The organism is Streptomyces sp. GESEQ-35 (assembly GCF_017948485.1).
Lineage (GTDB): Bacteria > Actinomycetota > Actinomycetes > Streptomycetales > Streptomycetaceae > Streptomyces.
Genome location: NZ_JAFFSX010000001.1, coordinates 755,609 through 774,469, shown reverse-complemented (window position 1 = coordinate 774,469; position 18,861 = coordinate 755,609). Strand labels below are relative to the sequence as shown.

Sequence of the window (18,861 nt, the reverse complement as noted above, 5' to 3'; positions counted from 1 at the left end):
GCGTCCTTTCCTCGGCGCACACTCAGTGGCGTCGGCCGATGCGGGATGCGACTCGGACGAGCCGGAACCAGTAGAAGCCGTGGCCCCCCAGGGTCAGCAGATAGGGCAGTTCACCGATGGCGGGGAAGCGGACTCCGCCGAACAGCTCAACGGGATGCCGGCCGCTGAACTCGCGCAGGTCCAGCTCGGTGGGCTGCGCGAAACGCGCGAAGTTGCTCACGCAGAGCACCAGGTCGTCCTCGTACTCGCGCAGGAACGCGATGACCGCCGGGTTGGAGGACTGTAGTTCGGTGTACGAGCCGAGTCCGAAGGCCGGGTTCTGCTTGCGGATCTCGATCATGCGGTGGGTCCAGTGCAGCAGGGAGGACGGCGAGGACATGGACGCCTCGACGTTGGTGACCTGGTGGCCGTAGACCGGATCCATGATCGTCGGCAGATAGAGGCGGCCCGGGTCGCAGGTGGAGAAGCCCGCGTTGCGGTCCGGGGTCCACTGCATCGGCGTGCGGACGGCGTCGCGGTCGCCGAGCCAGATGTTGTCGCCCATGCCGATCTCGTCGCCGTAGTAGAGGATCGGCGAGCCCGGGAGGGACAGCAGCAGGGCCGTGAACAGCTCGATCGTGTGGCGGTCGTTGTCCAGCAGGGGCGCGAGTCGGCGGCGGATGCCGATGTTGGCGCGCATACGCGGGTCCTTCGCGTACTCCGCCCACATGTAGTCGCGTTCCTCGTCGGTGACCATTTCCAGGGTCAGCTCGTCGTGGTTGCGCAGGAAGATGCCCCACTGGCAGTTGGAGGGAATCGCGGGGGTCTTCGCCAGGATTTCCGAGACCGGGTAGCGGGATTCCCGCCGTACGGCCATGAAGATGCGCGGCATCACCGGGAAGTGGAACGCCATATGGCATTCGTCGCCGCCCGACGAGTAGTCGCCGAAGTAGTCGACGACGTCCTCCGGCCACTGGTTCGCCTCCGCGAGCAGCACGGTGTCCGGATACAGCGCGTCGATCTCACGGCGGACGCGTTTCAGGAACTGGTGGGAGGCGGGGAGGTTCTCGCAGTTCGTGCCCTCGGCCGCGTACAGATACGGCACCGCGTCGAGCCGGTAGCCGTCGATGCCGAGGTCGAGCCAGAAGCGGAGGGCGGCCAGGATTTCCTCCTGGACGGCCGGGTTCTCATAGTTCAGGTCCGGCTGGTGGGAGAAGAAGCGATGGAAGAAGTACTGACCCCGCACCGGGTCGAAGGTCCAGTTGGAGGCCTCGGTGTCGACGAAGATGATCCGGGCGTCCTGGAACTGCTTGTCGTCGTCGGCCCACATGTAGTAGTCGCCGTAGGGGCCGTCGGGATTGATGCGGGATTCCTGGAACCACGGGTGCTGGTCGCTGGTGTGGTTCATGACGAAGTCGATGATGACGCGCATGCCGCGTTGATGGGCGGAGTCGACGAACTCCACGAAATCGGCCAGGTCGCCGAATTCCGGCAGGACGGCCGTGTAGTCGGAGACGTCGTAACCGCCGTCCCTCAGGGGCGATTGAAAGAAGGGCGGCAGCCAGAGACAGTCGACGCCCAGCCACTGGAGATAGTCGAGCTTGGACGTCAGGCCCTTGAGGTCGCCGACGCCGTCGCCGTTGCTGTCCTGGAAGGAGCGGACGAGGACCTCGTAGAAGACGGCTCGTTTGAACCAGTCCGGGTCGCGGTCCCTGGCCGGAGTGTCCTCGAAGGTGTCGTGGACGGGCTCGTTGACAGTCATGACGCTGCTGACCCTCCGTTCTGCGGCGAGGCGGACGGTCGCTCCACGTGGAGCACGTGCGCGGGGGCCCGGCCGGGCTCCAGGCGGACGTAGTTGGTCCTGCTCCACCGGTAGGTCTCATCCGTCAGTTCGTCGTGCACGGACACCGACTCGTGCCAGTCCAGGCCGAGACGCGGCATGTCCAACGAGACCGTGGCCTCCTGGGTGTGGTGGGGGTCGAGGTTGGCGACCACGAGGATCGTGTCGTCGCCCGTACGTTTGCTGTACGCGACGAGGGCGTCGTTGTCGGTCCCGTGGAAGGTGAGGTTTCTGAGGTGCCGCAGTGCGGGGTGGCGGCGCCGGATCGTGTTGAGTCGGGTGATGAGCGGGGTGATGGTGTTTCCGGCGGCTTCGGCCGCTGCCCAGTCGCGGGGCTTGAGCTGGTATTTCTCCGAGTCGAGGTATTCCTCGCTGCCCTCGCGCAGGGGCACGTTCTCGCAGAGTTCGTAGCCGCTGTAGACGCCCCAGGTCGGTGACAGGGTGGCCGCCAGTACGGCCCGTACCTCGAAGGCCGGCCGCCCGCCTTGCTGGAGATACGCGTGCAGAATGTCGGGGGTGTTGACGAAGAAGTTCGGCCGCATATAGCCGGCCGCCTCACCTGAGAGCTCCGTCAGATACTCCGTCAGCTCCTGCTTTTCGTTGCGCCAGGTGAAATAGGTGTACGACTGCTGGAAACCGATCTGCGCCAGGGTGTGCATCATCGCCGGCCGGGTGAACGCCTCCGCCAGGAAGATCACATCCGGGTCGGTGCGGCCGATGTCCGCCAGCACCCGCTGCCAGAAGACGACCGGCTTGGTGTGCGGATTGTCCACCCGGAAGATCCGCACCCCGTGGCCCATCCACAACCGCAGCACCCGCAGCGTCTCCGCGACGAGCCCGTCCAGGTCCGCGTCGAAGGCGATCGGATAGATGTCCTGGTACTTCTTCGGCGGATTCTCCGCATACGCGATCGACCCGTCCGGACGGTGATGGAACCACTCCGGGTGCTTCTGCACCCACGGATGATCCGGCGAACACTGCAACGCGAAGTCCAGCGCCACCTCCATGCCCAGCGCCCGCGCCTGCGCGACGAACCAGTCGAAGTCCTCGAAGCTGCCCAGCGCAGGGTGGATCGCGTCGTGCCCGCCCTCCGGCGAGCCGATCGCCCACGGCACCCCGACATCCTCCGCAGTGGGGTTGAGGGTGTTGTTGCGGCCCTTGCGGAACGTGCTGCCGATCGGATGGACCGGCGGCAGATACACCACGTCGAAGCCCATGGCGGCGATCGCCGGCAACCTGCGGGCCGCCGTACGGAACGTCCCGTGCGGCTCCTCGGCTGTGCCCTCCGAACGCGGGAAGAACTCATACCAGGACCCGAACAGCGCCCGCTCCCGCTCCACCAGCAACGGCAACGCCTCCGACACGGTCACCAACTCCCGCAACGGATACCGCGCCAGCACCGCGTCCATCTCCGGTCCGAAGGCCGCAGCCAGGCGCACGGCGGACGGCAGCGAGTCGTCGAGCATCGTCTCCGCGGCCGCCAGCACCGCCGTACGGCCCGCGGCCGCCGGAACGCCCGCTGCCGCCCGGCGGTAGAGCTCCGCGCCCTCCTCCAGGACCAGGCCGGTGTCGATTCCGGCCGGCACCTTGATACGGGCGGCGTGGCGCCAGGTGGCCACCGGATCGCTCCAGGCCTCCACGTGATACGTCCAGTTGCCGACGGCGTCCGGTGTGACGTCGGCGCCCCAGCGGTCGGAGCCCGGCTCCAGCTCGCGCATGGGCGTCCAGGGGCCGGGGCGGCCCTGAGGATCCGTCAGCACGACATTCGCGGCGACCGCGTCGTGGCCCTCGCGGAACACCGTCGCGGTGACCTGGAAGGTCTCGCCCGCGACCGCCTTGGCGGGGTGCCTGCCGCGCTCCACGGCCGGACGGACGCTGCGGACGGGAATGCGGCCGATGGCCGGAGTCGGACTCATGGGATGACACCTCCGTCATGCTGGAGGCCGGGCTGGCGCCCGGCCGGGTGGTTTCGAAGTTGCGCCGGAAGGGGGTCCACTACCTCAGAGTTGCGCTGGAATTGGGCTGGCTATCTCCCTGCCGGGGAGCGCTTCCGCCGCCACAGCGGACCTCGCCGCCGGACGGCGCTCAGCCTGGGCCGTGCGTTCTGTTCCCGCAGGTAGGTGACCAGGTTGGTCCGCAGATAGCGCTCCGCGGCGTCCGCGGCCTCCCGTGCGCACCGCTTCCCCATCAGGACACAGAGGGTGTAGCCCGAGTCCTCGAAGGTGGCCCGCACCGTGCGGTCGGCGGGAGCCGCGAGCATCGCTCGTTCCCAGGCCCGGTACCGCTGCAGTTGCCGGGCCACCTCGGCTTTGGCGGGAAGCAGCATGGCGCAGTTTCACCTTCCGGATCGTGCCCCGACGCAGGGCAGGGGCCTTCACACATGGTGCATGCGCGACGACTCAGCGTCTTGTTAGAGCTTCAACCATCTCGGATGTGCCTCCCATGCCTCGGATGTGCGCTCGTGTTGCACGAATGGCGTAGCGCTCCCACTCTTGAGGTGACTCAGAAGCGATCATCGCTCACGCTTCGTACTCGGGGCTCGTCCCGCCAGGGGCGAGCAGGAGCAGGAGCTTCGCCGGTGAGGAGCCAACGACGATGAAGACCGCAAGTGCCTGCTACTACCACCTCGATGTGGAAGTCAGCCCGGAACGCGTCGGACAAGTCAGGCGCATCCTGGCCGCTCACCTCAGGTTCTGGGATCTCGAGACGCTCGTCGAGCCCGTCTGCGGCGGCGCCGAGATGTTGCTGAAGGCCATCGACGAGCATGCGACGGACAAGCACACCTCGATCGAGATGTGGTGGAACGGCCAGCACCTCATCACAGCCGTCGGGGACAACGACCGCGACCTGCGCCCCGACCAGGACCTGCGTGCCTGTCTGGAACGGCTCGCCGCCACCAGCGACGGCTGGGGCTGCTGCGCCACGGACACCGGCAGCAAGGTCATCTGGTTCTCGCAGCGGGCCCGCGCCGGCGAACGCATCCCGCTCGTCGCGACGGCCCCCGCGCCGAGCCTGCGGGAGGTCCTCCGGGTGCCCCGCGAGGTACCGGTCGCCGCCCTCGCCGGTTCGGTGCGCATGGCGGACGGCGCCCTGGAGGCCGCCCGGTGACCGCGAAGCGGAAACGGAAGGCAGGGGTGTCCACGTGGAGCGGGCACCCCTACCCGTTGGGTGCCGCCTTCGACGGGAAGGGCACCAACTTCGCGCTCTTCAGCGAGGTCGCCGAACGCGTCGAGCTGGCCCTCGTCGACGACGACGGCACCCACCGGAAGGTCCCGCTGACCGAGGTCGACGGCTTCGTCTGGCACGGGTATCTGCCCGGAGTCGGCCCCGGCCAGCGCTACGGCTACCGGGTGCACGGCCCCTGGGCCCCGGCCGCGGGCCACCGGTGCAATCCGAAGAAGCTGCTCCTCGACCCGTACACCAGGGCGGTGGACGGACAGGTCGACAACCACGCCTCCCTCTTCGAGCGTGCGCCGAACGGACCCGCCCCGGCCGACAGCGCGGGCCACACCATGCTCGGCGTGGTGACCGACCCGGCCTTCGACTGGGGGGACGACAGCCCGCCCCGGCGGCCGTACGCCGAGACCGTGATCTACGAGGCCCATGTGAAGGGCCTCACCCGTACCCACCCCGACGTGCCGCCCGATCTGCGCGGCACCTACGCCGGGCTCGCCCACCCCGCGGCCATCGAGCACCTCACCTCCCTGGGCGTGACCGCCGTGGAGCTGATGCCGGTGCACCAGTTCGTGCAGGACGGCGTGCTCAGCGACCGGGGCCTGTCGAACTACTGGGGCTACAACACCATCGGCTTCTTCGCCCCCCACAACGCCTACGCCGCGCACGGCACCCGCGGCCAGCAGGTCACCGAGTTCAAGGCGATGGTGAAGGCGCTGCACGCGGCCGGGCTCGAAGTGATCCTGGACGTCGTCTACAACCACACCGCCGAGGGCAACGAGAAGGGTCCCACCCTCTCCTTCCGCGGTATCGACAACGCCTCGTACTACCGCCTGGTGGACGGCGACTGGACCCACTACTACGACACCACAGGCACCGGCAACAGCCTGCTGATGCGGCACCCCTACGTCCTTCAGCTGATCATGGACTCGTTGCGGTACTGGGTGACGGAGATGCATGTCGACGGCTTCCGCTTCGACCTCGCGGCCACGCTGGCCCGGCAGTTCCACGAGGTGGACCGGCTGTCGGCGTTCTTCGACCTGATCCAGCAGGACCCGGTGATCAGCCGCGTCAAGCTGATCGCCGAGCCCTGGGACGTGGGGGAGGGCGGCTACCAGGTCGGCAACTTCCCGCCGCTGTGGTCGGAGTGGAACGGCAAGTACCGCGATGCCGTACGGGACTTCTGGCGGGCCGGGGAGCACACGCTGGGCGAGTTCGCATCCCGCCTGACCGGCTCGTCCGACCTGTACCAGCACAGCAGACGGCGGCCGCGCGCCAGCGTCAACTTCGTGACCGCACATGACGGGTTCACGCTGCGCGACCTCGTCTCGTACAACGACAAGCACAACGAGGCCAACGGCGAGGGCGACCGGGACGGCGAGAGCGTCAACCGGTCCTGGAACTGCGGGGCCGAGGGCGAGACCGGCCCCCCGGCCGTGCGGGAGCTGCGCGCCCGCCAGCAGCGCAACTTCCTGGCCACGCTGCTGCTGTCGCAGGGCATCCCGATGCTCTGCCACGGCGACGAACTGGGCCGCACCCAGCGCGGCAACAACAACGCCTACTGCCAGGACAACGAAGTCTCCTGGATCGACTGGCGGTTGACCGGCGAGCAGCGCGAGCTGATGGACTTCGCGCGGTACGTCATCGGACTGCGCGCAGACCACCCCGTACTGCGCCGCCGCCGGTTCTTCCGCGGCGAGACCGTCACCCACGCCGGCCAGCCGGTGCCCGACCTGGTGTGGCTGCTGCCGGACGCGCGCGAGATGACGGACGAGGACTGGCGGCGCTCCGACGCGCACTCCGTCGGCGTGTTCCTCAACGGCGACGCGATCGCCGAACCCGACCCGTGCGGCCGGCCCGTCGTGGACGACTCCTTTCTGCTGTTGCTGAACAGCTACTGGGAGCCGGTCGACTTCCACCTGCCGGGCGTCGCCTACGGCGAACGCTGGACGACACTGATCGACACCGCCGAGCCGGGTGCCCCCGACGAGTCGGAGCACAAGGCGGGCACCGCGATGACGGTCGAGGCGCGCAGCCTGGTACTGCTCTCACGGCCCTCCCGCTCGGCCGGCTGAGGCTCAGCCCGCGCGGCGCGAGGTCACCGTGAACTGTGCGCCGTCGGCGTCGCGCAGCACGGCGTCCTCGGCGCTCTCCGACAGAACGCTGCCGCCGTTCTTCTCCGCCGCGCGGGTGCAGGCCGCGACGTCCGGGACCGCGAAGTGGACCTGCCAGTGCGGCCGGATCGTGGGGTCGGGAGCCGACCCCAGCGCCCCCGACTCGATGCGCGCCACGACCTCACCGCGGCTGCGCAGCACGACCTCACCGCCCTCGTAGTGGACCTCGACGGAGCCGGGGCGGTCCGTGGCCCAGTCGAGGATCTCGCCGTAGAAGATGGCGGCGTCGAAGGCGTCGCGGGTGTGCAGCCGGATGAAGGTCGGGGCCGAGCGTCGCCAGTTCTCCCAGTTGCCGACGAGCTCGCCCTCCCAGATCCCGAAGGTCGCGCCGTCCCGGTCGGCCAGCAGGGCAGCTCGTCCCGGCGGCAAGGAGATCGGTCCCACCGCCGCCGTACCGCCCCGCTCCTGCGCGCGTGCCACGACCTCGTCCGCGCTGCGGACGGCGAAGTAGGGCGTCCAGGCCACGGCCATCTGCCACATCGTGGCGACCGCGGCGATCCCCGCGACCGGTGTGCCGCCCGCCAGAGCCACTCGAAAGCGGTCGCCGAGCTTGGCCGGCCGCCAGCGCCACCCCAGCACCGCCGTGTAGAACGATTCGGTGGCCTCCAGATCGCGGCTGGTCAGGCTCACCCAGCAGGGCGCGCCGAACACGCAGCTGCTGGAGACGACCTCGGCCGCACCACGGGGGAGTGTTGTGTCTTTGTTCATTGCAGTCGCGTCCTGGTCTCGTCGACCGGCGGCCCACCGGTGTCGTACCAGTGTCCAACCGGAACCGCTCCGGGCGCCTGCCGAGTACCCAGGCGTACAGTCAGAAACGGCAGATCGGCGCAATCGACCGGAGGAGCCCATGCCCACCGACGGGGGCTCGGAGCGGATCTCCGAGCTGCAGGAAGAGGTCGATCAACTCAAGGAAGCGGTCGCCTCGCATGCTGTCGTGGACCAGGCGATCGGCATGATCGTCGCGCTCGGCCGGGTGACGCCGGACGAGGGGTGGAAGGTACTCAAGGACGTTTCCCAGCACACGAACATCAAACTGCGCAATGTCGCGGAACTGATTCTGATCTGGGGCCGCAAGGGCATCATGCCGCCGGAGATCAGAGTGGAACTCGAAGACGCCCTGGACCGCTACGGCCCCACGGAGATTCCCGGCGCACCACCACAGCGGTGAGCCGGGAACGGTGTGCGCGGGGCCGCGCGCGTGATCAGCGGGCCTCGGTGACGAGTTCCTCACGCAGACGTGCGCAGCAGCCGCTGAGCAGCCTGGAGACGTGCATCTGCGAGATTCCGAGCTGCTGGGCGATGTGGCTCTGCGTCATGCCGCCGAAGAACCGCAGGTAGAGGATGGTCCGCTCGCGCTCCGGAAGCGACTTGAGGACGGGCCCGGCGGCGACCCGGTCGACCACGACGTCAATGGACGGGTCCGGCCCGCCGAGCGCGTCCGCCAGCGCGTACCCGTCCGTGCCGGGCATCTCGGCGTCCAGCGACAGTGCGGTGAAACACTCCAGGGCCTCCAGGCCGGTCCGCACCTCGCCCTCGCTGAGCTGCGCGTGCTCGGCGATCTCGGCGACGGTCGGAGCGCGCCCCGGAGTCGTCTGGGCCAGCTCCTTCATCGAGCGCCGTACCCGATTGCGCAGGTCCTGGACGCGCCGCGGCACGTGCAGCGTCCACATGTGGTCGCGGAAGTGCCGCTTGATCTCACCGGTGACGGTCGGCACGGCATAGGCCTCGAAGGCGCGGCCGCGCGCCGGGTCGTAGTGGTCGACAGCCTTCACCAGGCCCAGGGCCGCCACCTGGTAGAGGTCCTCCAGGGACTCGCCGCGCCCCTTGAACCGGACGGCGATCCGCTCCGCCATGGGCAGCCAGGCCTCCACCAGCTCGTCCCGGAGCGCTTTGCGTCGCGGCCCCTCGGGCAGTCGTGAAAGCCGTGCGAACGCGTCGTCGGTGTCGGGGGCGTCGTCGTGCGGATGTGGCTTCGTTCTGCCGGCGATACGCATCGTGCGCACCTCCCTCAGCAGGTGCTGGGTGGAGAGTCACCATGGGAGGCGCGGGCTCGGACCGGAACAGAAGACACCCGGGGCCGATTCCGGCTCCCACGGACGTGCCTCCTGTCCGAAGCACTGGGATTGCGATTCCTTGGTCAGCAAGAATACAAACAAATCGGCATATTTCGCGAGTCAGCTTTGACCACTTATTGAGACAGTTACCTCTGCTACAGAGGTAATCTCGACAGCGTGGACGACGAGACCTTCCCGGAAGAACTGGCCGACGCGCTCGTCGGGGTGCAACGGCTGATCCGGCGCCGACTGCGCCGGGAGATGGCCGCACCCCAACTGCGCGGGGCCGAGGTGGAGTTGCTGCGGCTGGTCGTGGCACGTCCCGGCATCGGCATATCGGACGCGGCCAAAGACCTGTATCTCGCGAGCAATTCGGTGTCGACGCTGGTCAACCGGCTGGCAACAGAGGGCTATCTCATCCGCGAGACGGATCCGGCGGACCGCCGGGCCGCGCGTCTGCTGCCCACCCCCGCGGCGCGGTCCCGGCTGCGCGAGTGGCGCGCGCGGCGCGCGGAGCTCGTACGACAGCAGGTGGCCCGGCTCGACGAGGGGGAGCGGGAGGCGCTCCGGACGGCGATCCCGGCCCTGCGCACGCTCGCCGTCCATCTGCACGAGGAGGCCGCGGAGTCATGACCAGGGACGTATCGGCCGAGCCGCATGCGGCCGTCGCCTGCACCGGACTCGCCTATGCCTTCGGTGACACAAACGCCGTGGACGGGCTCGACCTGTCGGTCATGGAGGGCGAGTGCTTCGGGCTGCTCGGCCCCAACGGCGCCGGCAAGACCACGGCGATCCGCTGTATGACCACCCTCCTGCCGGTCCCCGCCGGCATGGTCCGCGTCTTCGGGCACGACGCCGCGAAGGACCGGATGGCCGTACGACGCCTGCTGGGCTACGTGCCGCAGCAGCTGTCCGCCGACGCCGGACTCACCGGCAGGGAGAACATCGCCCTGTTCGCCCGCGTCTTCGACGTGCCGCGCCGCGAACGCGCCGAGCGTGTCGGACAGGCCCTGACCGCGGTCGGCCTCACCGACGCCGCCGACCGGCTGGCGAGCACGTACTCGGGCGGCATGGTCCGGCGGCTCGAGCTGGCGCAGGCCCTGGTCAGCGCACCCCGGCTGCTCATCCTCGACGAGCCGACCATCGGCCTCGACCCGATCGCGCGGACCGACGTGTGGGAACACATCAACGCCGTCCGCACGGCCACCGGCATGACCGTGCTGGTGACCACCCACTACATGGACGAGGCCGACCAGTACTGCGACCGGGTCGGCCTGATGCACCACGGCCGTATCCGGGCCCTCGGCACCCCCGCCGAGCTGCGCCGGGGGCTCGCCGCCCGCCGGGGCACGGACTCGCTGCCCTCCCTTGAGGACGTCTTCCGGGATGTCGCCGGCAGCGGTCTCGATGACCAGTCAGGAGGTTTCCGCGATGTCCGAAGCACCCGCCGCACCGCGCGCCGTGTCGGCTGACCCCGCGCTCGGGCTCCTGCTGAAGGCGCCCGAGCCCCGCGCAGGTTGGCGCCTGCTGCCCGCCCGGGTCGTGGCGATGTGCGTCGTCGAACTACAGAAGCTGCGCCACGACCGTACCGAGCTCTACACCCGCGCGATCCAGCCCGCCCTGTGGCTGCTGATCTTCGGCCAGACCTTCACCCGGATCAAGGCGATCCCCACCGAGGGCATCCCCTACATCGACTACCTGGCACCCGGCATCATCGCCCAGTCGGCGATGTTCATCGCCATTTTCTACGGCATCCAGATCATCTGGGAACGCGACGCCGGGATCCTCAACAAGCTCCTGGTCACGCCCACCCCGCGGACGGCGCTGACCACGGGGAAGGCGTTCGCGGCCGGAGTGAAGTCGCTGATCCAGGCCGTCGTCGTGATCGTCATCGCCGCGCTGCTCGGCGTGTCGATGACCTGGAACCCGCTGCGTCTGCTCGGAGTCGCGGCGGTCGTCGTCCTCGGATCGGCCTTCTTCTCCTGCCTGTCCATGACCATCGCGGGGATCGTGCTCAGCCGCGACCGGCTGATGGGCATCGGGCAGGCGATCACGATGCCGCTGTTCTTCGGCTCCAACGCCCTGTACCCCCTGTCCGTCATGCCGGGCTGGCTCCAGACGGTCAGCAAGTTCAACCCGCTGAGCTATGAGGTCGACGCCCTGCGCGGCCTTCTCCTCGGCACCGACGCACATCTGGCGACCGACTTCGCGGTGCTAGTCGTGGCCGCCGCGCTCGGCATCACCGCGGCCTCCGCGCTCCTCGGCAGGCTGGCCCGCTGATCATGCCGCCGGACGTGATGTGCGGCACGCCCGCGGGGGCGGCCGTACGGTCCGGGGACGGATTCTTCCTGCGCACGGCTTGATCAGTGATCAAGAGGACGAAATCGCTGGCCACAGCCCATTCTGCTCATTTGACAGTGCGCTGAGCCCACAGATAAGAAGCAGCTCTCTGAGGTCGAGAGGTGCACCGTGTACGAGCCGAACGTGGTCGGGGACTGGCAGGAGTACGACGAGCATGCCGGTCTGCGTGTCCGCGTCCACTGCCTTCGGGCGGCCGAGCCACCGCGTGGACGTGACGACGCAGCCGAGGGGATGACGTACTTCAATCTCCGGGTGACCGTCGAGAACCGCGGCGAGCGGCACTTCGGGATCCACCTCGAGGACGGGCAGATCGATGTGCGGGTCGGCCCCGACGGCGAGAGCGCGTTCATCGACTGGCGCAACTCGCAGTTCATCGAGGGCTTCGACGTCTACCCGCTGCGCCGGGCCACCGCCGTGCTCTACGCCGCGGGACCCGAGGCGTCCCTGAGCCAGGTGGACGTCCAGATCCAGCTGCGGGTCGACGAGGAGTGGACCGACCGCAGGCTGTGGGCGGGCGGCGTCGGCCTCGACGAGGGGCAGGCCCACCCGTCCGTGGGCCGGGAGAGCCTGGCGCACCAGGTCAGCAACTTCCTGCGGGAGCAGGCGGATGAAGGCACCGCCTGAGCGTCAGTGCGGGATGCCGTCGATGATCTCGCGGGCACCCTGACGCAGCAGGGCCACGGCGACCGACGTGCCGAGGGTGGCGGGGTCGAGCCGTCCCGCCCATTCGTGGGCGTTGAGGCGGACCTTGCCGTCGGGTGTGAACACACAGGCGCGCAGGGACAGTTCGCCGCTGCGGTCGACGTGCGCGTACCCGGCGATCGGGCTGTTGCAGTGCCCCTGCAGAACGTGCAGGAACATACGCTCCGCGGTGGCCTCCCGATGCGTGTCCGGGTCGCCGAGGGCACTGACCGCGTCGATGAGCTCGGTGTCGCCCTCCCGGCACTGCAGGGCGAGAACGCCCGCGCCGATCGGCGGCATCATGACCTCGGGGGAGAGGATCTCGCTGATCACGTCACGGCGGTCGATGCGTTCCAGCCCGGCGACCGCGAGCAGCAGCGCGTCCGCGTCACCGGCCGCGAGCTTCGCCAGGCGCCGGTTGGCGTTGCCGCGGAACGGCACGCACTCCAGCTGCGGGTGGGTGGCGGCCAGCTGGGCGACGCGGCGCACGGAGGAGGTGCCGATGCGGGTGCCGGCCGGGAGTTCGTCCAGGGTGAGGCCGCCGGGATGGATCAGGGCGTCGCGGATGTCGTCCCGCTTCAGGAACGCCGCGAACACCGTGCCCGCCGGGAGCGGCCGGTCGGCGGGCACGTCCTTCACGCAGTGCACGGCGAGATCGGCCTCGCCGGCCAGCAGCGCGGCGTCGACCTCCTTGGTGAACGCCCCCTTGCCCTCGACCTGCGACAGATCGCCGAGCCACTTGTCGCCGGTCGTCTTCACCGGCACGACCTCGGTGCGTACACCGGGATGTGCTGCGGTCAACTCGGCGCGGACACGCTCCACTTGGGCGAGCGCCATCGGCGAGTCGCGGGAGACGATGCGAATCAGATCGTGCACGGGCATGCGAACACGATAGACCGTCCGCGGGGCCCGCCGGTCGCGTACAGCTCGACCAGCGGTCAGCCGACGACCCGGAGGCTGTACCGGAGTTTCTCCTTCGCACGGGCGCCGAGCCGGTCGTAGAAGCGGGCCGCGCCCTCGTTCCAGGCGGGTGTCTGCCACTGGACCTCGGCGATGCCGAGCCGCCGCGCCTCGTCGACCACGGCGTCCATGAGCAGCGGACCGATGCCCAGGCCGCGGTGGCCGGGGGTCAGGAAGAGGCAGTCCATGTGGAGGTACTCGCTTCCCTCCCAGGTGGAGACCTCGGGTGCGCAGCTGGCATAGCCGGCCAGCTCACCGTCGGGCAGTTCGGCCACCAGACAGCGCAGGCGTGGTGCCGGGGTGTCGAAGAGGAGTACCGCGAGCCGTTCGGCCAGGTCGGGGGCGGGTGGTGCGGCGCGTTCGTAGACCGCGTGCAGGGCGGCCAGTTCGGCGACGCGCGGCAGGTCGGCGCGCTCGGCGTGTCTGACGCGCGGAGTCACCGGAGGTCCGCAGCCACGGTGTCCGCGCTCCAGGCGGCGACACGGTCCGCGACCGGACCGGTGCCGTCGAGCACATGGCGCGCGAACGCGTCCCGTTCGTGCGACAGGACGGCCGCCTCCCATACGCACGGCGCGAGTCCGGCGCGGCCGGGCCGCAGCTGCTCGGGCTGCCCTGCCGGGCCGACGAACACGGCCAGGTCGGACATGTATCCCTCGATCCACGTGTGGACCAGGACGTAGTCCCCGTCGCAGCCGGCGTGCACGAGGAGCACGGCGAGTCCGAGTGATCCCCGCAGCGGGCCCTGTTCCAGCTGGGCCGCGGCGATCCCCAGCGCGCTCTCCGCGTCCCGGTCGGTCACCGTGCGGCCGGGAGCCTCGATCGTGTACGCCTTCACCAGATGACCGGCGATCTCCCGCGTGCCCAGCGGCCGGGTGGCGCGTGCGTGGTGGCCCTCCGCCAGCGAGAGCAGGGCCTTCGTGTCGACCGCCGACGGTAGCTGTTCGTGAAGATCCATCCGTCCATCATCGGGCGCGGGCGGCTTGATCGTCCACCGTCACGACAGTGGCTCGCTGAGCTCGATTGCCCGCATCGCCGCGGCGAGCGCCTGATCGTCGCCGACGTCCAGCGCCGTGTCCGTGAGCTTGATGACGTGCTCGTCGCCGTGGGCGAGCGCATGGTCGAGGACCTCGTCCGCGGTGAGGCGGGCAGGAGACGTGTAGTCGATCGGCTCGGCCGGGGCGTACATGGCGGTGACGGCCGCGGACGCCGTCCAGGCCGCGTGCAGGCTCGGTGCCCACAGGTCACGGGGCAGCGAACCCAGCGTCCGCAGCACGGCGTTGGGGGCCGTCGCCGCGTGCACGAGCATGGTCTCCTCACCGTGCCCATGGGTGGCGTAGCGGTGCGTCGCGGCCCGCACCAGCTCGGCCAGGCGTTCCCGGGCCGTGTCCGGATCGGTCACCCCTTGCGCCCAGAGCGGCAGTTGACGTACGGCGGCCAGTCGGGCCGTGAAACTGCCCTGCGGGTCGTGTACGGCGGGGACGGCGTCGAGGGACTCCGCGGCGGTCGGCGCGCCGGGCAGTGCGGCGATACCGGACACGGGGTGATGGCGGGCCGCCCAGTAGCCCAGCCCATGGGCGAGTTCCGTACGTCGGGGCTCGTTCTCCCCGTGTTCCAGGGCTCGGACGGCGTGGCCCACCCGGATGACCGGGTGGGTCGAGCCGCCGTACAGGCCGGGGAGGAGGTGCGGCCACCAGGTGGCGAGGACGCCGCGCCACGGTTGTTCCGTCAGGGCACGGGAGAAGTGATCGATCCAGTCCGCTGCCCGGCGTGGATCGCCCAGCGCCTCGGCCCAGTTGTCGTCCGTCACGGGCGCGACCCGGTCCGGGAAGTCCTCGAGCTTCCTTCGGTAGAGGTCAAGCCAGCGGTGCACGGCGCCCGCGTGTCCGTGCGCGGAGAGTGCCTCGACGACCATGGGGGCGTGGTTGGTGAGTCGTCCGAGGCGCTCCGGTCCCGTCGCGTGGAGTCTTTCCAGTGCCTCGTCGAGGTGCCCGCTCGTGTCCATGCCGAGGACGCTATTGCGTGTCGCGGGGCCGGGGATCGGGCGCCGGACGGAACCGGGTCCTACGACCTGAGCCCGAGAACGTCGTCGTCGAGGGCGACGTGGACCGTGTGATGCCCGGTTCCGTCGGCGGGCACCACGGGTTCGCCGGGGCGTCCGTCGACCGTGCAGGACCGCACCCGGCTGCCGGACCCGGACAGGCCGATGTCGAGCGTCATGTCCCGGTAGCGCAGCCCGCGCAGACTCACCGGGCCCCATCCCTCGGGCAGACACGGGCGCAGCCGGAGGGCGTTCTCGGTGAACGTCAGCCCGAACAGGCCCTCGTGCAGCAGCCGCAGATACGCCGTCCCCGACCAGGTCTGGTCGGGCTGCGAGACGAAGTGCTCGGCGCGTCCGCTCCCGCCGGTCTGCCAGCCGCCGTCGACGGCCCCGCTCACGGAGTCGTACAGCTCGTAGAAGCCGGTGCCGGAGAACAGGCCGGCGAGCAGGTCGACGGCGCGCGCGAACAGGTCGGTGCGGCCCGCGTCGGCGGCGGCCTGACCGTACAGGCCGTGCACCAGTGGCCAGACCATGACGTTGTGGCGCCCGGGTCTGGTGTCGCCGAAGCGGGGGAAGTGCGGCCAGACGTTGACGATGCCGTGCGGCTGCCAGTGGGTGGTGTCCAGGACCTGGCGGGCTTGGTGGCGGTCCGCGACACCGAGGAGCAGGGCCAGGGCGAGCCCGGCACCCTCCTGCGAGGTGTCCGCCTGCCCGGTGGCGTGGAGGAGGTAGGCGTACGTACCGGCTTCGGGTCGCCACAGATGCCGGTCGACGGCACGGCGCAGCTCTGCGGCATCCGCCCGGAAGGACGCTGCCAGCCCGGTCTCACCGAGCGTCTCGGCCATGTCGGCCAGGACCGACCGGGCGCCGTAGTAGAGGCAGTTGGTCGACAGGCACATCACACGGTCGGTGCCCGGGTGGTCGAGGACGAACGACGAGCGGACGCGGTCCGACGCGGGCGGGTCCGGGTAGCCGGAGATCCCGTCGTTCATGAAGCCGGGCCCCCGGAACAGGCCGTAGGTGGCGTCGAAGTCACGCGCCCGGCGCGCGGCGAGTGTGTGGACGGACGTCTCGTACGCCTGGGCCAGAAAGGCGCGGTCGCCCGTGACCTGGTAGTGGTGCCAGGCGGCCGGGACCCACACGATCTGGTCCCACCACTGGTTGTCCTGCTGGACGATCAGCCCGTCCGGACCCCGTTCGACGACCGACCACAGCGTGTTGCGGCCGACGGCCGGCGCCAGCAGGCTCACCGCATGCCATGCGTTGACGGCCGCGTCCCGGGTCCACCGCTGCGGCGCGGGATACCCGCCACCGGCCCGTACGACGGTGCCGGGCGGGTCGGTGAGCAGTCCGGCCCTGTCGTACACCGACGGGTCGGCACGGACGCTGTGGGCGCCGGCCAGATCCGTCAGCGCGGTCGCGTACAGGCCGCCGAGCCGCCGCTGGGTGGCCGGGTCTTCGAAGACGAGGGAAGGCATGGTGTACCCGTTCCCGCCGGCCGCCTCCTCCGCACGCAGGGGGACGATGCCGGAACCGGCCGCTCCCAGTGCGGTCAGGAAGCGCCGCCGTGAGATCCGCTGCTGCTCGTCGACCGCCATGTGCCGTCCTCCCGGACTCCCGGAGCCGGGGTGGCTCCGGGAGCCTGGAGAACGAGCGGGCCGGTGATCGGTGGCGGGATCAGGCGTTGGGGTCGAACGCGATCCCGGACGGCTTGGCCGAGGACAGGTGGGAGTTGAAGCTGCCGTCCTTCAGGCCGAAGTTGGCGCTGCCCCAGTCGGCCGCGACCAGCTTGTCGCGGACGCCCGAGGGGTAGCCGTTCCAGCCGACCAGCGGCGGGTACTGCCAGGTGCCCTCGTGATTCTCCGGCGGCTCGTCGTTCGAGTTCGCCAGACGGAAGCAGTGCGTGCTGACGCCGTCCTTGTGGTAGACGACCTTCGCGTGCGTGCCGTCGAAGCGGACCGACGAGGCGGCACTCACGGTGAACGAGCCGTGGTTGGAGGTCGACACGTACTGGACCGAGTTGTTCTGCACCCACACCACGACGTGCTCCCAGTCGTGCCGGTGCCCGCCGAGGCTGCTGCCCGCGACGGCCTGGTCCTTCTCGAAGTACAGGCCGTACAGGTAGGCGCACCAGCCGTTGTTGCACTTGTAGCGCGAGTACGAGTTGGTGTTGTCCAGGTCCGAGGCGTCCCGGCATTCGCCGTTGAGCGCCCCGGTCGGGTTCAGACCGCCGTTCAGGGTTCCGTCCGAGCTGATCGCGGGCGTGGAGTAGCAACCGTCCGTGTCGTAGTCGAACGCGGGCTGGTACGTCTGCTCGGCCGACTCCGCGTTGGCGGGAAGCGCCGTGGGGGGAGCTGCGAAGGCGGTGGTGGGGATGGCGACGACGAGGGCGATGGCACCGCCCAGGCCGGTGAGCCACCTCCGGCGGTGTATGGCGGACTTCTTCGACGACACTGCGTCCTCCTCTTGGTACGGGCGCAGCCCAACGGCTGTGGGGGGAAAGGGGAGTTCAGCATCCCGGACTCTTCCCTTCCGGCCAAGAGGTCACAGGCGTCCCAGTGGTGAAGCGCAGCCCAATAATCGGAAGCGCCCATGTCGTGTCACACCGGTTTGTCCGGTAGATACGCCGCCGACTCCCCCGGGGTCAGATCCGGCCGGAGCCTGAGCCAGGACGGCTGGCGCAGCATCCCCGCCCTCGTGCGGGTGCTGTAGCGGACCTCGCCGACGAGCCGGGGCACGGTCCAGTACGCTCCCGCCACCGCCGGGGCGGGAGCGAAGGGGCACCGGTCCGTCTCGGCGGCCCGCAGCAGTTCGGCGAGCTGTTCCCGTTCGGCCTCGCTCCAGCCGGTGCCCACGTTGCCGACATAGCGGAGCCCTCCCGTGCTCCGCTGGCCGACCAGGACGGCACCGGGCAGATCCGCCGCCTTGAGCCGGCCCTTGCCGGGCACCCAGCCGCCGACCAGGACGTCCGCGGTGCGCATGTTCCGGATCTTGATCCAGGCCCGGGACCGCACCCCGGGCTCGTAGACCGAGTCGAGCCGCTTGCAGACCAGTCCCTCCAGTCCGTGGTCGCGCGTGGCCCGCAGGGCCTGTTCGCCGTGGCCGACGAGTGCGGCGGGGGTCGACCAGAACGGCCCCTCAAGGCCCAGCGCCTCCAACTGCCCGCGCCGACGGGCATAGGAGAGGGGGAGGAGGGAGCGCTGTCCCAGGTGCATGACGTCGAACAGCACCAGATGGACGGGGCTTTGAGCCGCAAGGCGTGCGGCTCGGGCGGGTGCGTGGGCCAGGCCCATCCGGGACTGGAGCAGCTGGAAGTCGGCCCGGCCGTGGCCGTCCAGCGCCAGGATCTCCCCGTCCAGCACCGCGGGCGTGGCGCCCAGTGCCTCACCCAGCGGCAGCAGTTCGGGGTAGGCGCCGGTGGTCTCCTCCCCGGACCGGGCGCGCAGCACCACGCCGCCGTCCCCGGCGAGATAGACCACGACCCGTTGGCCGTCCTGCTTGGTCTCGTAGGCCCAGCGCGCGTCCTGCGCGGCGGGCGGCAGGGCGCCTGGTGTGGCGAGCATCGGCGGGATCAGCGGCAGGGTGGTCACGGCTCAGTTG

19 protein-coding genes are annotated in these 18,861 nt (G+C 70.0%); 7 read left to right on the top strand and 12 right to left on the bottom strand.

Annotation, left to right across the window (positions count from 1 at the left end; all coding sequences use genetic code 11):
* Positions 1-22 precede the first annotated feature (22 nt).
* The 3 genes from treS to KCH87_RS03430 form a co-directional block, all read right to left on the bottom strand.
* Positions 23-1,741 carry a maltose alpha-D-glucosyltransferase gene (gene treS / locus KCH87_RS03440; protein ID WP_210583911.1) on the bottom strand — a complete coding sequence of 573 codons (1,719 nt, stop codon included), beginning with the start codon at positions 1,739-1,741 and terminating at the stop codon, positions 23-25.
* Positions 1,738-3,735 carry an alpha-1,4-glucan--maltose-1-phosphate maltosyltransferase gene (locus KCH87_RS03435; protein WP_210583909.1) on the bottom strand — a complete coding sequence of 666 codons (1,998 nt, stop codon included), beginning with the start codon at positions 3,733-3,735 and terminating at the stop codon, positions 1,738-1,740. The genes treS and KCH87_RS03435 overlap by 4 nt, the downstream gene beginning before the upstream one ends.
* 110 nt (positions 3,736-3,845) lie before the next feature.
* Entirely contained in the window at positions 3,846-4,145 is a 300-nt protein-coding gene (locus tag KCH87_RS03430; RefSeq protein ID WP_210583907.1) for a DUF5133 domain-containing protein, read from the bottom strand.
* Positions 4,146-4,414: 269 nt separating this feature from the next.
* Between KCH87_RS03430 and KCH87_RS03425 the strand changes: the two genes are divergently transcribed.
* Positions 4,415-4,927, top strand: coding sequence for a pep a2 (locus KCH87_RS03425; protein ID WP_210583905.1), 513 nt, complete (start codon positions 4,415-4,417; stop codon positions 4,925-4,927).
* Between the two features lie 26 nt (positions 4,928-4,953).
* Positions 4,954-7,068 carry a glycogen debranching protein GlgX gene (glgX, locus tag KCH87_RS03420; RefSeq protein ID WP_308298736.1) on the top strand — a complete coding sequence of 705 codons (2,115 nt, stop codon included), beginning with the start codon at positions 4,954-4,956 and terminating at the stop codon, positions 7,066-7,068.
* A 3-nt stretch (positions 7,069-7,071) separates the two neighbouring features.
* On the opposite strand, the gene KCH87_RS03415 is transcribed toward glgX, so the two are convergent.
* The gene (locus KCH87_RS03415; RefSeq protein ID WP_210583901.1) at positions 7,072-7,875 is read right to left on the bottom strand and encodes a VOC family protein; all 804 of its coding nucleotides are present in this window, start codon (positions 7,873-7,875) and stop codon (positions 7,072-7,074) included.
* A 139-nt stretch (positions 7,876-8,014) separates the two neighbouring features.
* Here KCH87_RS03415 and KCH87_RS03410 point away from each other — a divergent pair, with 139 nt between their 5' ends.
* Complete coding sequence (locus KCH87_RS03410) at positions 8,015-8,335, top strand: ANTAR domain-containing protein (RefSeq protein ID WP_210583899.1); 321 nt, start codon at positions 8,015-8,017, stop codon at positions 8,333-8,335.
* Between the two features lie 34 nt (positions 8,336-8,369).
* Here the strand turns inward: KCH87_RS03410 and KCH87_RS03405 are convergent, their stop codons facing one another.
* The gene (locus KCH87_RS03405) at positions 8,370-9,161 is read right to left on the bottom strand and encodes an RNA polymerase sigma factor SigF (RefSeq protein ID WP_210583897.1); all 792 of its coding nucleotides are present in this window, start codon (positions 9,159-9,161) and stop codon (positions 8,370-8,372) included.
* Between the two features lie 237 nt (positions 9,162-9,398).
* Between KCH87_RS03405 and KCH87_RS03400 the strand changes: the two genes are divergently transcribed.
* From KCH87_RS03400 to KCH87_RS03385, 4 genes are all read left to right on the top strand, one after another.
* Positions 9,399-9,854, top strand: a complete 456-nt coding sequence (locus tag KCH87_RS03400; RefSeq protein WP_210583896.1) for a MarR family winged helix-turn-helix transcriptional regulator — start codon at positions 9,399-9,401, stop codon at positions 9,852-9,854.
* Positions 9,851-10,693, top strand: a complete 843-nt coding sequence (locus KCH87_RS03395) for an ABC transporter ATP-binding protein (RefSeq protein ID WP_210583894.1) — start codon at positions 9,851-9,853, stop codon at positions 10,691-10,693. Before KCH87_RS03400 ends, KCH87_RS03395 begins: the two co-directional genes overlap by 4 nt.
* Positions 10,653-11,501, top strand: coding sequence for an ABC transporter permease (locus tag KCH87_RS03390; RefSeq protein WP_210583892.1), 849 nt, complete (start codon positions 10,653-10,655; stop codon positions 11,499-11,501). Before KCH87_RS03395 ends, KCH87_RS03390 begins: the two co-directional genes overlap by 41 nt.
* 189 nt (positions 11,502-11,690) lie before the next feature.
* Entirely contained in the window at positions 11,691-12,206 is a 516-nt protein-coding gene (locus tag KCH87_RS03385; protein WP_210583891.1) for a hypothetical protein, read from the top strand.
* Between the two features lie 3 nt (positions 12,207-12,209).
* Here KCH87_RS03385 and hemC read toward each other — a convergent pair whose 3' ends face one another.
* From hemC to KCH87_RS03350, 7 genes are all read right to left on the bottom strand, one after another.
* On the bottom strand, positions 12,210-13,145 hold the full coding sequence (gene hemC / locus KCH87_RS03380; protein ID WP_210583890.1) for a hydroxymethylbilane synthase: 936 nt from the start codon (positions 13,143-13,145) through the stop codon (positions 12,210-12,212).
* Between the two features lie 56 nt (positions 13,146-13,201).
* The gene (locus tag KCH87_RS03375) at positions 13,202-13,663 is read right to left on the bottom strand and encodes a GNAT family N-acetyltransferase (RefSeq protein WP_210583889.1); all 462 of its coding nucleotides are present in this window, start codon (positions 13,661-13,663) and stop codon (positions 13,202-13,204) included.
* Complete coding sequence (locus KCH87_RS03370; protein ID WP_210583888.1) at positions 13,660-14,178, bottom strand: hypothetical protein; 519 nt, start codon at positions 14,176-14,178, stop codon at positions 13,660-13,662. The genes KCH87_RS03375 and KCH87_RS03370 overlap by 4 nt, the downstream gene beginning before the upstream one ends.
* A 39-nt stretch (positions 14,179-14,217) precedes the next feature.
* Positions 14,218-15,225, bottom strand: coding sequence for a questin oxidase family protein (locus tag KCH87_RS03365; protein WP_210583887.1), 1,008 nt, complete (start codon positions 15,223-15,225; stop codon positions 14,218-14,220).
* A gap of 59 nt (positions 15,226-15,284) precedes the next feature.
* Complete coding sequence (locus KCH87_RS03360) at positions 15,285-16,859, bottom strand: glycosyl hydrolase family 65 protein (RefSeq protein WP_210583886.1); 1,575 nt, start codon at positions 16,857-16,859, stop codon at positions 15,285-15,287.
* 79 nt (positions 16,860-16,938) lie between these two features.
* Positions 16,939-17,715, bottom strand: a complete 777-nt coding sequence (locus tag KCH87_RS03355) for an NPP1 family protein (RefSeq protein ID WP_210583885.1) — start codon at positions 17,713-17,715, stop codon at positions 16,939-16,941.
* Positions 17,716-17,861: 146 nt separating this feature from the next.
* On the bottom strand, positions 17,862-18,824 hold the full coding sequence (locus KCH87_RS03350; protein WP_210584049.1) for an ATP-dependent DNA ligase: 963 nt from the start codon (positions 18,822-18,824) through the stop codon (positions 17,862-17,864).
* Positions 18,825-18,861: the final 37 nt, after the last annotated feature.

Coding starts and splice junctions, on each gene's coding strand:
- KCH87_RS03410 (WP_210583899.1), top strand. CDS start 8,015: ATGCCCACCGACGGGGGCTCGGAGCGGATCTCCGAGCTGCAGGAAGAG.
- KCH87_RS03425 (WP_210583905.1), top strand. CDS start 4,415: ATGAAGACCGCAAGTGCCTGCTACTACCACCTCGATGTGGAAGTCAGC.
- KCH87_RS03350 (WP_210584049.1), bottom strand. CDS start 18,824: ATGCTCGCCACACCAGGCGCCCTGCCGCCCGCCGCGCAGGACGCGCGC.
- KCH87_RS03435 (WP_210583909.1), bottom strand. CDS start 3,735: ATGAGTCCGACTCCGGCCATCGGCCGCATTCCCGTCCGCAGCGTCCGT.
- hemC (WP_210583890.1), bottom strand. CDS start 13,145: ATGCCCGTGCACGATCTGATTCGCATCGTCTCCCGCGACTCGCCGATG.
- KCH87_RS03365 (WP_210583887.1), bottom strand. CDS start 15,225: ATGGACACGAGCGGGCACCTCGACGAGGCACTGGAAAGACTCCACGCG.
- KCH87_RS03415 (WP_210583901.1), bottom strand. CDS start 7,875: ATGAACAAAGACACAACACTCCCCCGTGGTGCGGCCGAGGTCGTCTCC.
- KCH87_RS03390 (WP_210583892.1), top strand. CDS start 10,653: ATGTCCGAAGCACCCGCCGCACCGCGCGCCGTGTCGGCTGACCCCGCG.
- KCH87_RS03395 (WP_210583894.1), top strand. CDS start 9,851: ATGACCAGGGACGTATCGGCCGAGCCGCATGCGGCCGTCGCCTGCACC.
- KCH87_RS03430 (WP_210583907.1), bottom strand. CDS start 4,145: ATGCTGCTTCCCGCCAAAGCCGAGGTGGCCCGGCAACTGCAGCGGTAC.
- KCH87_RS03370 (WP_210583888.1), bottom strand. CDS start 14,178: ATGGATCTTCACGAACAGCTACCGTCGGCGGTCGACACGAAGGCCCTG.
- treS (WP_210583911.1), bottom strand. CDS start 1,741: ATGACTGTCAACGAGCCCGTCCACGACACCTTCGAGGACACTCCGGCC.
- KCH87_RS03405 (WP_210583897.1), bottom strand. CDS start 9,161: ATGCGTATCGCCGGCAGAACGAAGCCACATCCGCACGACGACGCCCCC.
- KCH87_RS03360 (WP_210583886.1), bottom strand. CDS start 16,859: ATGGCGGTCGACGAGCAGCAGCGGATCTCACGGCGGCGCTTCCTGACC.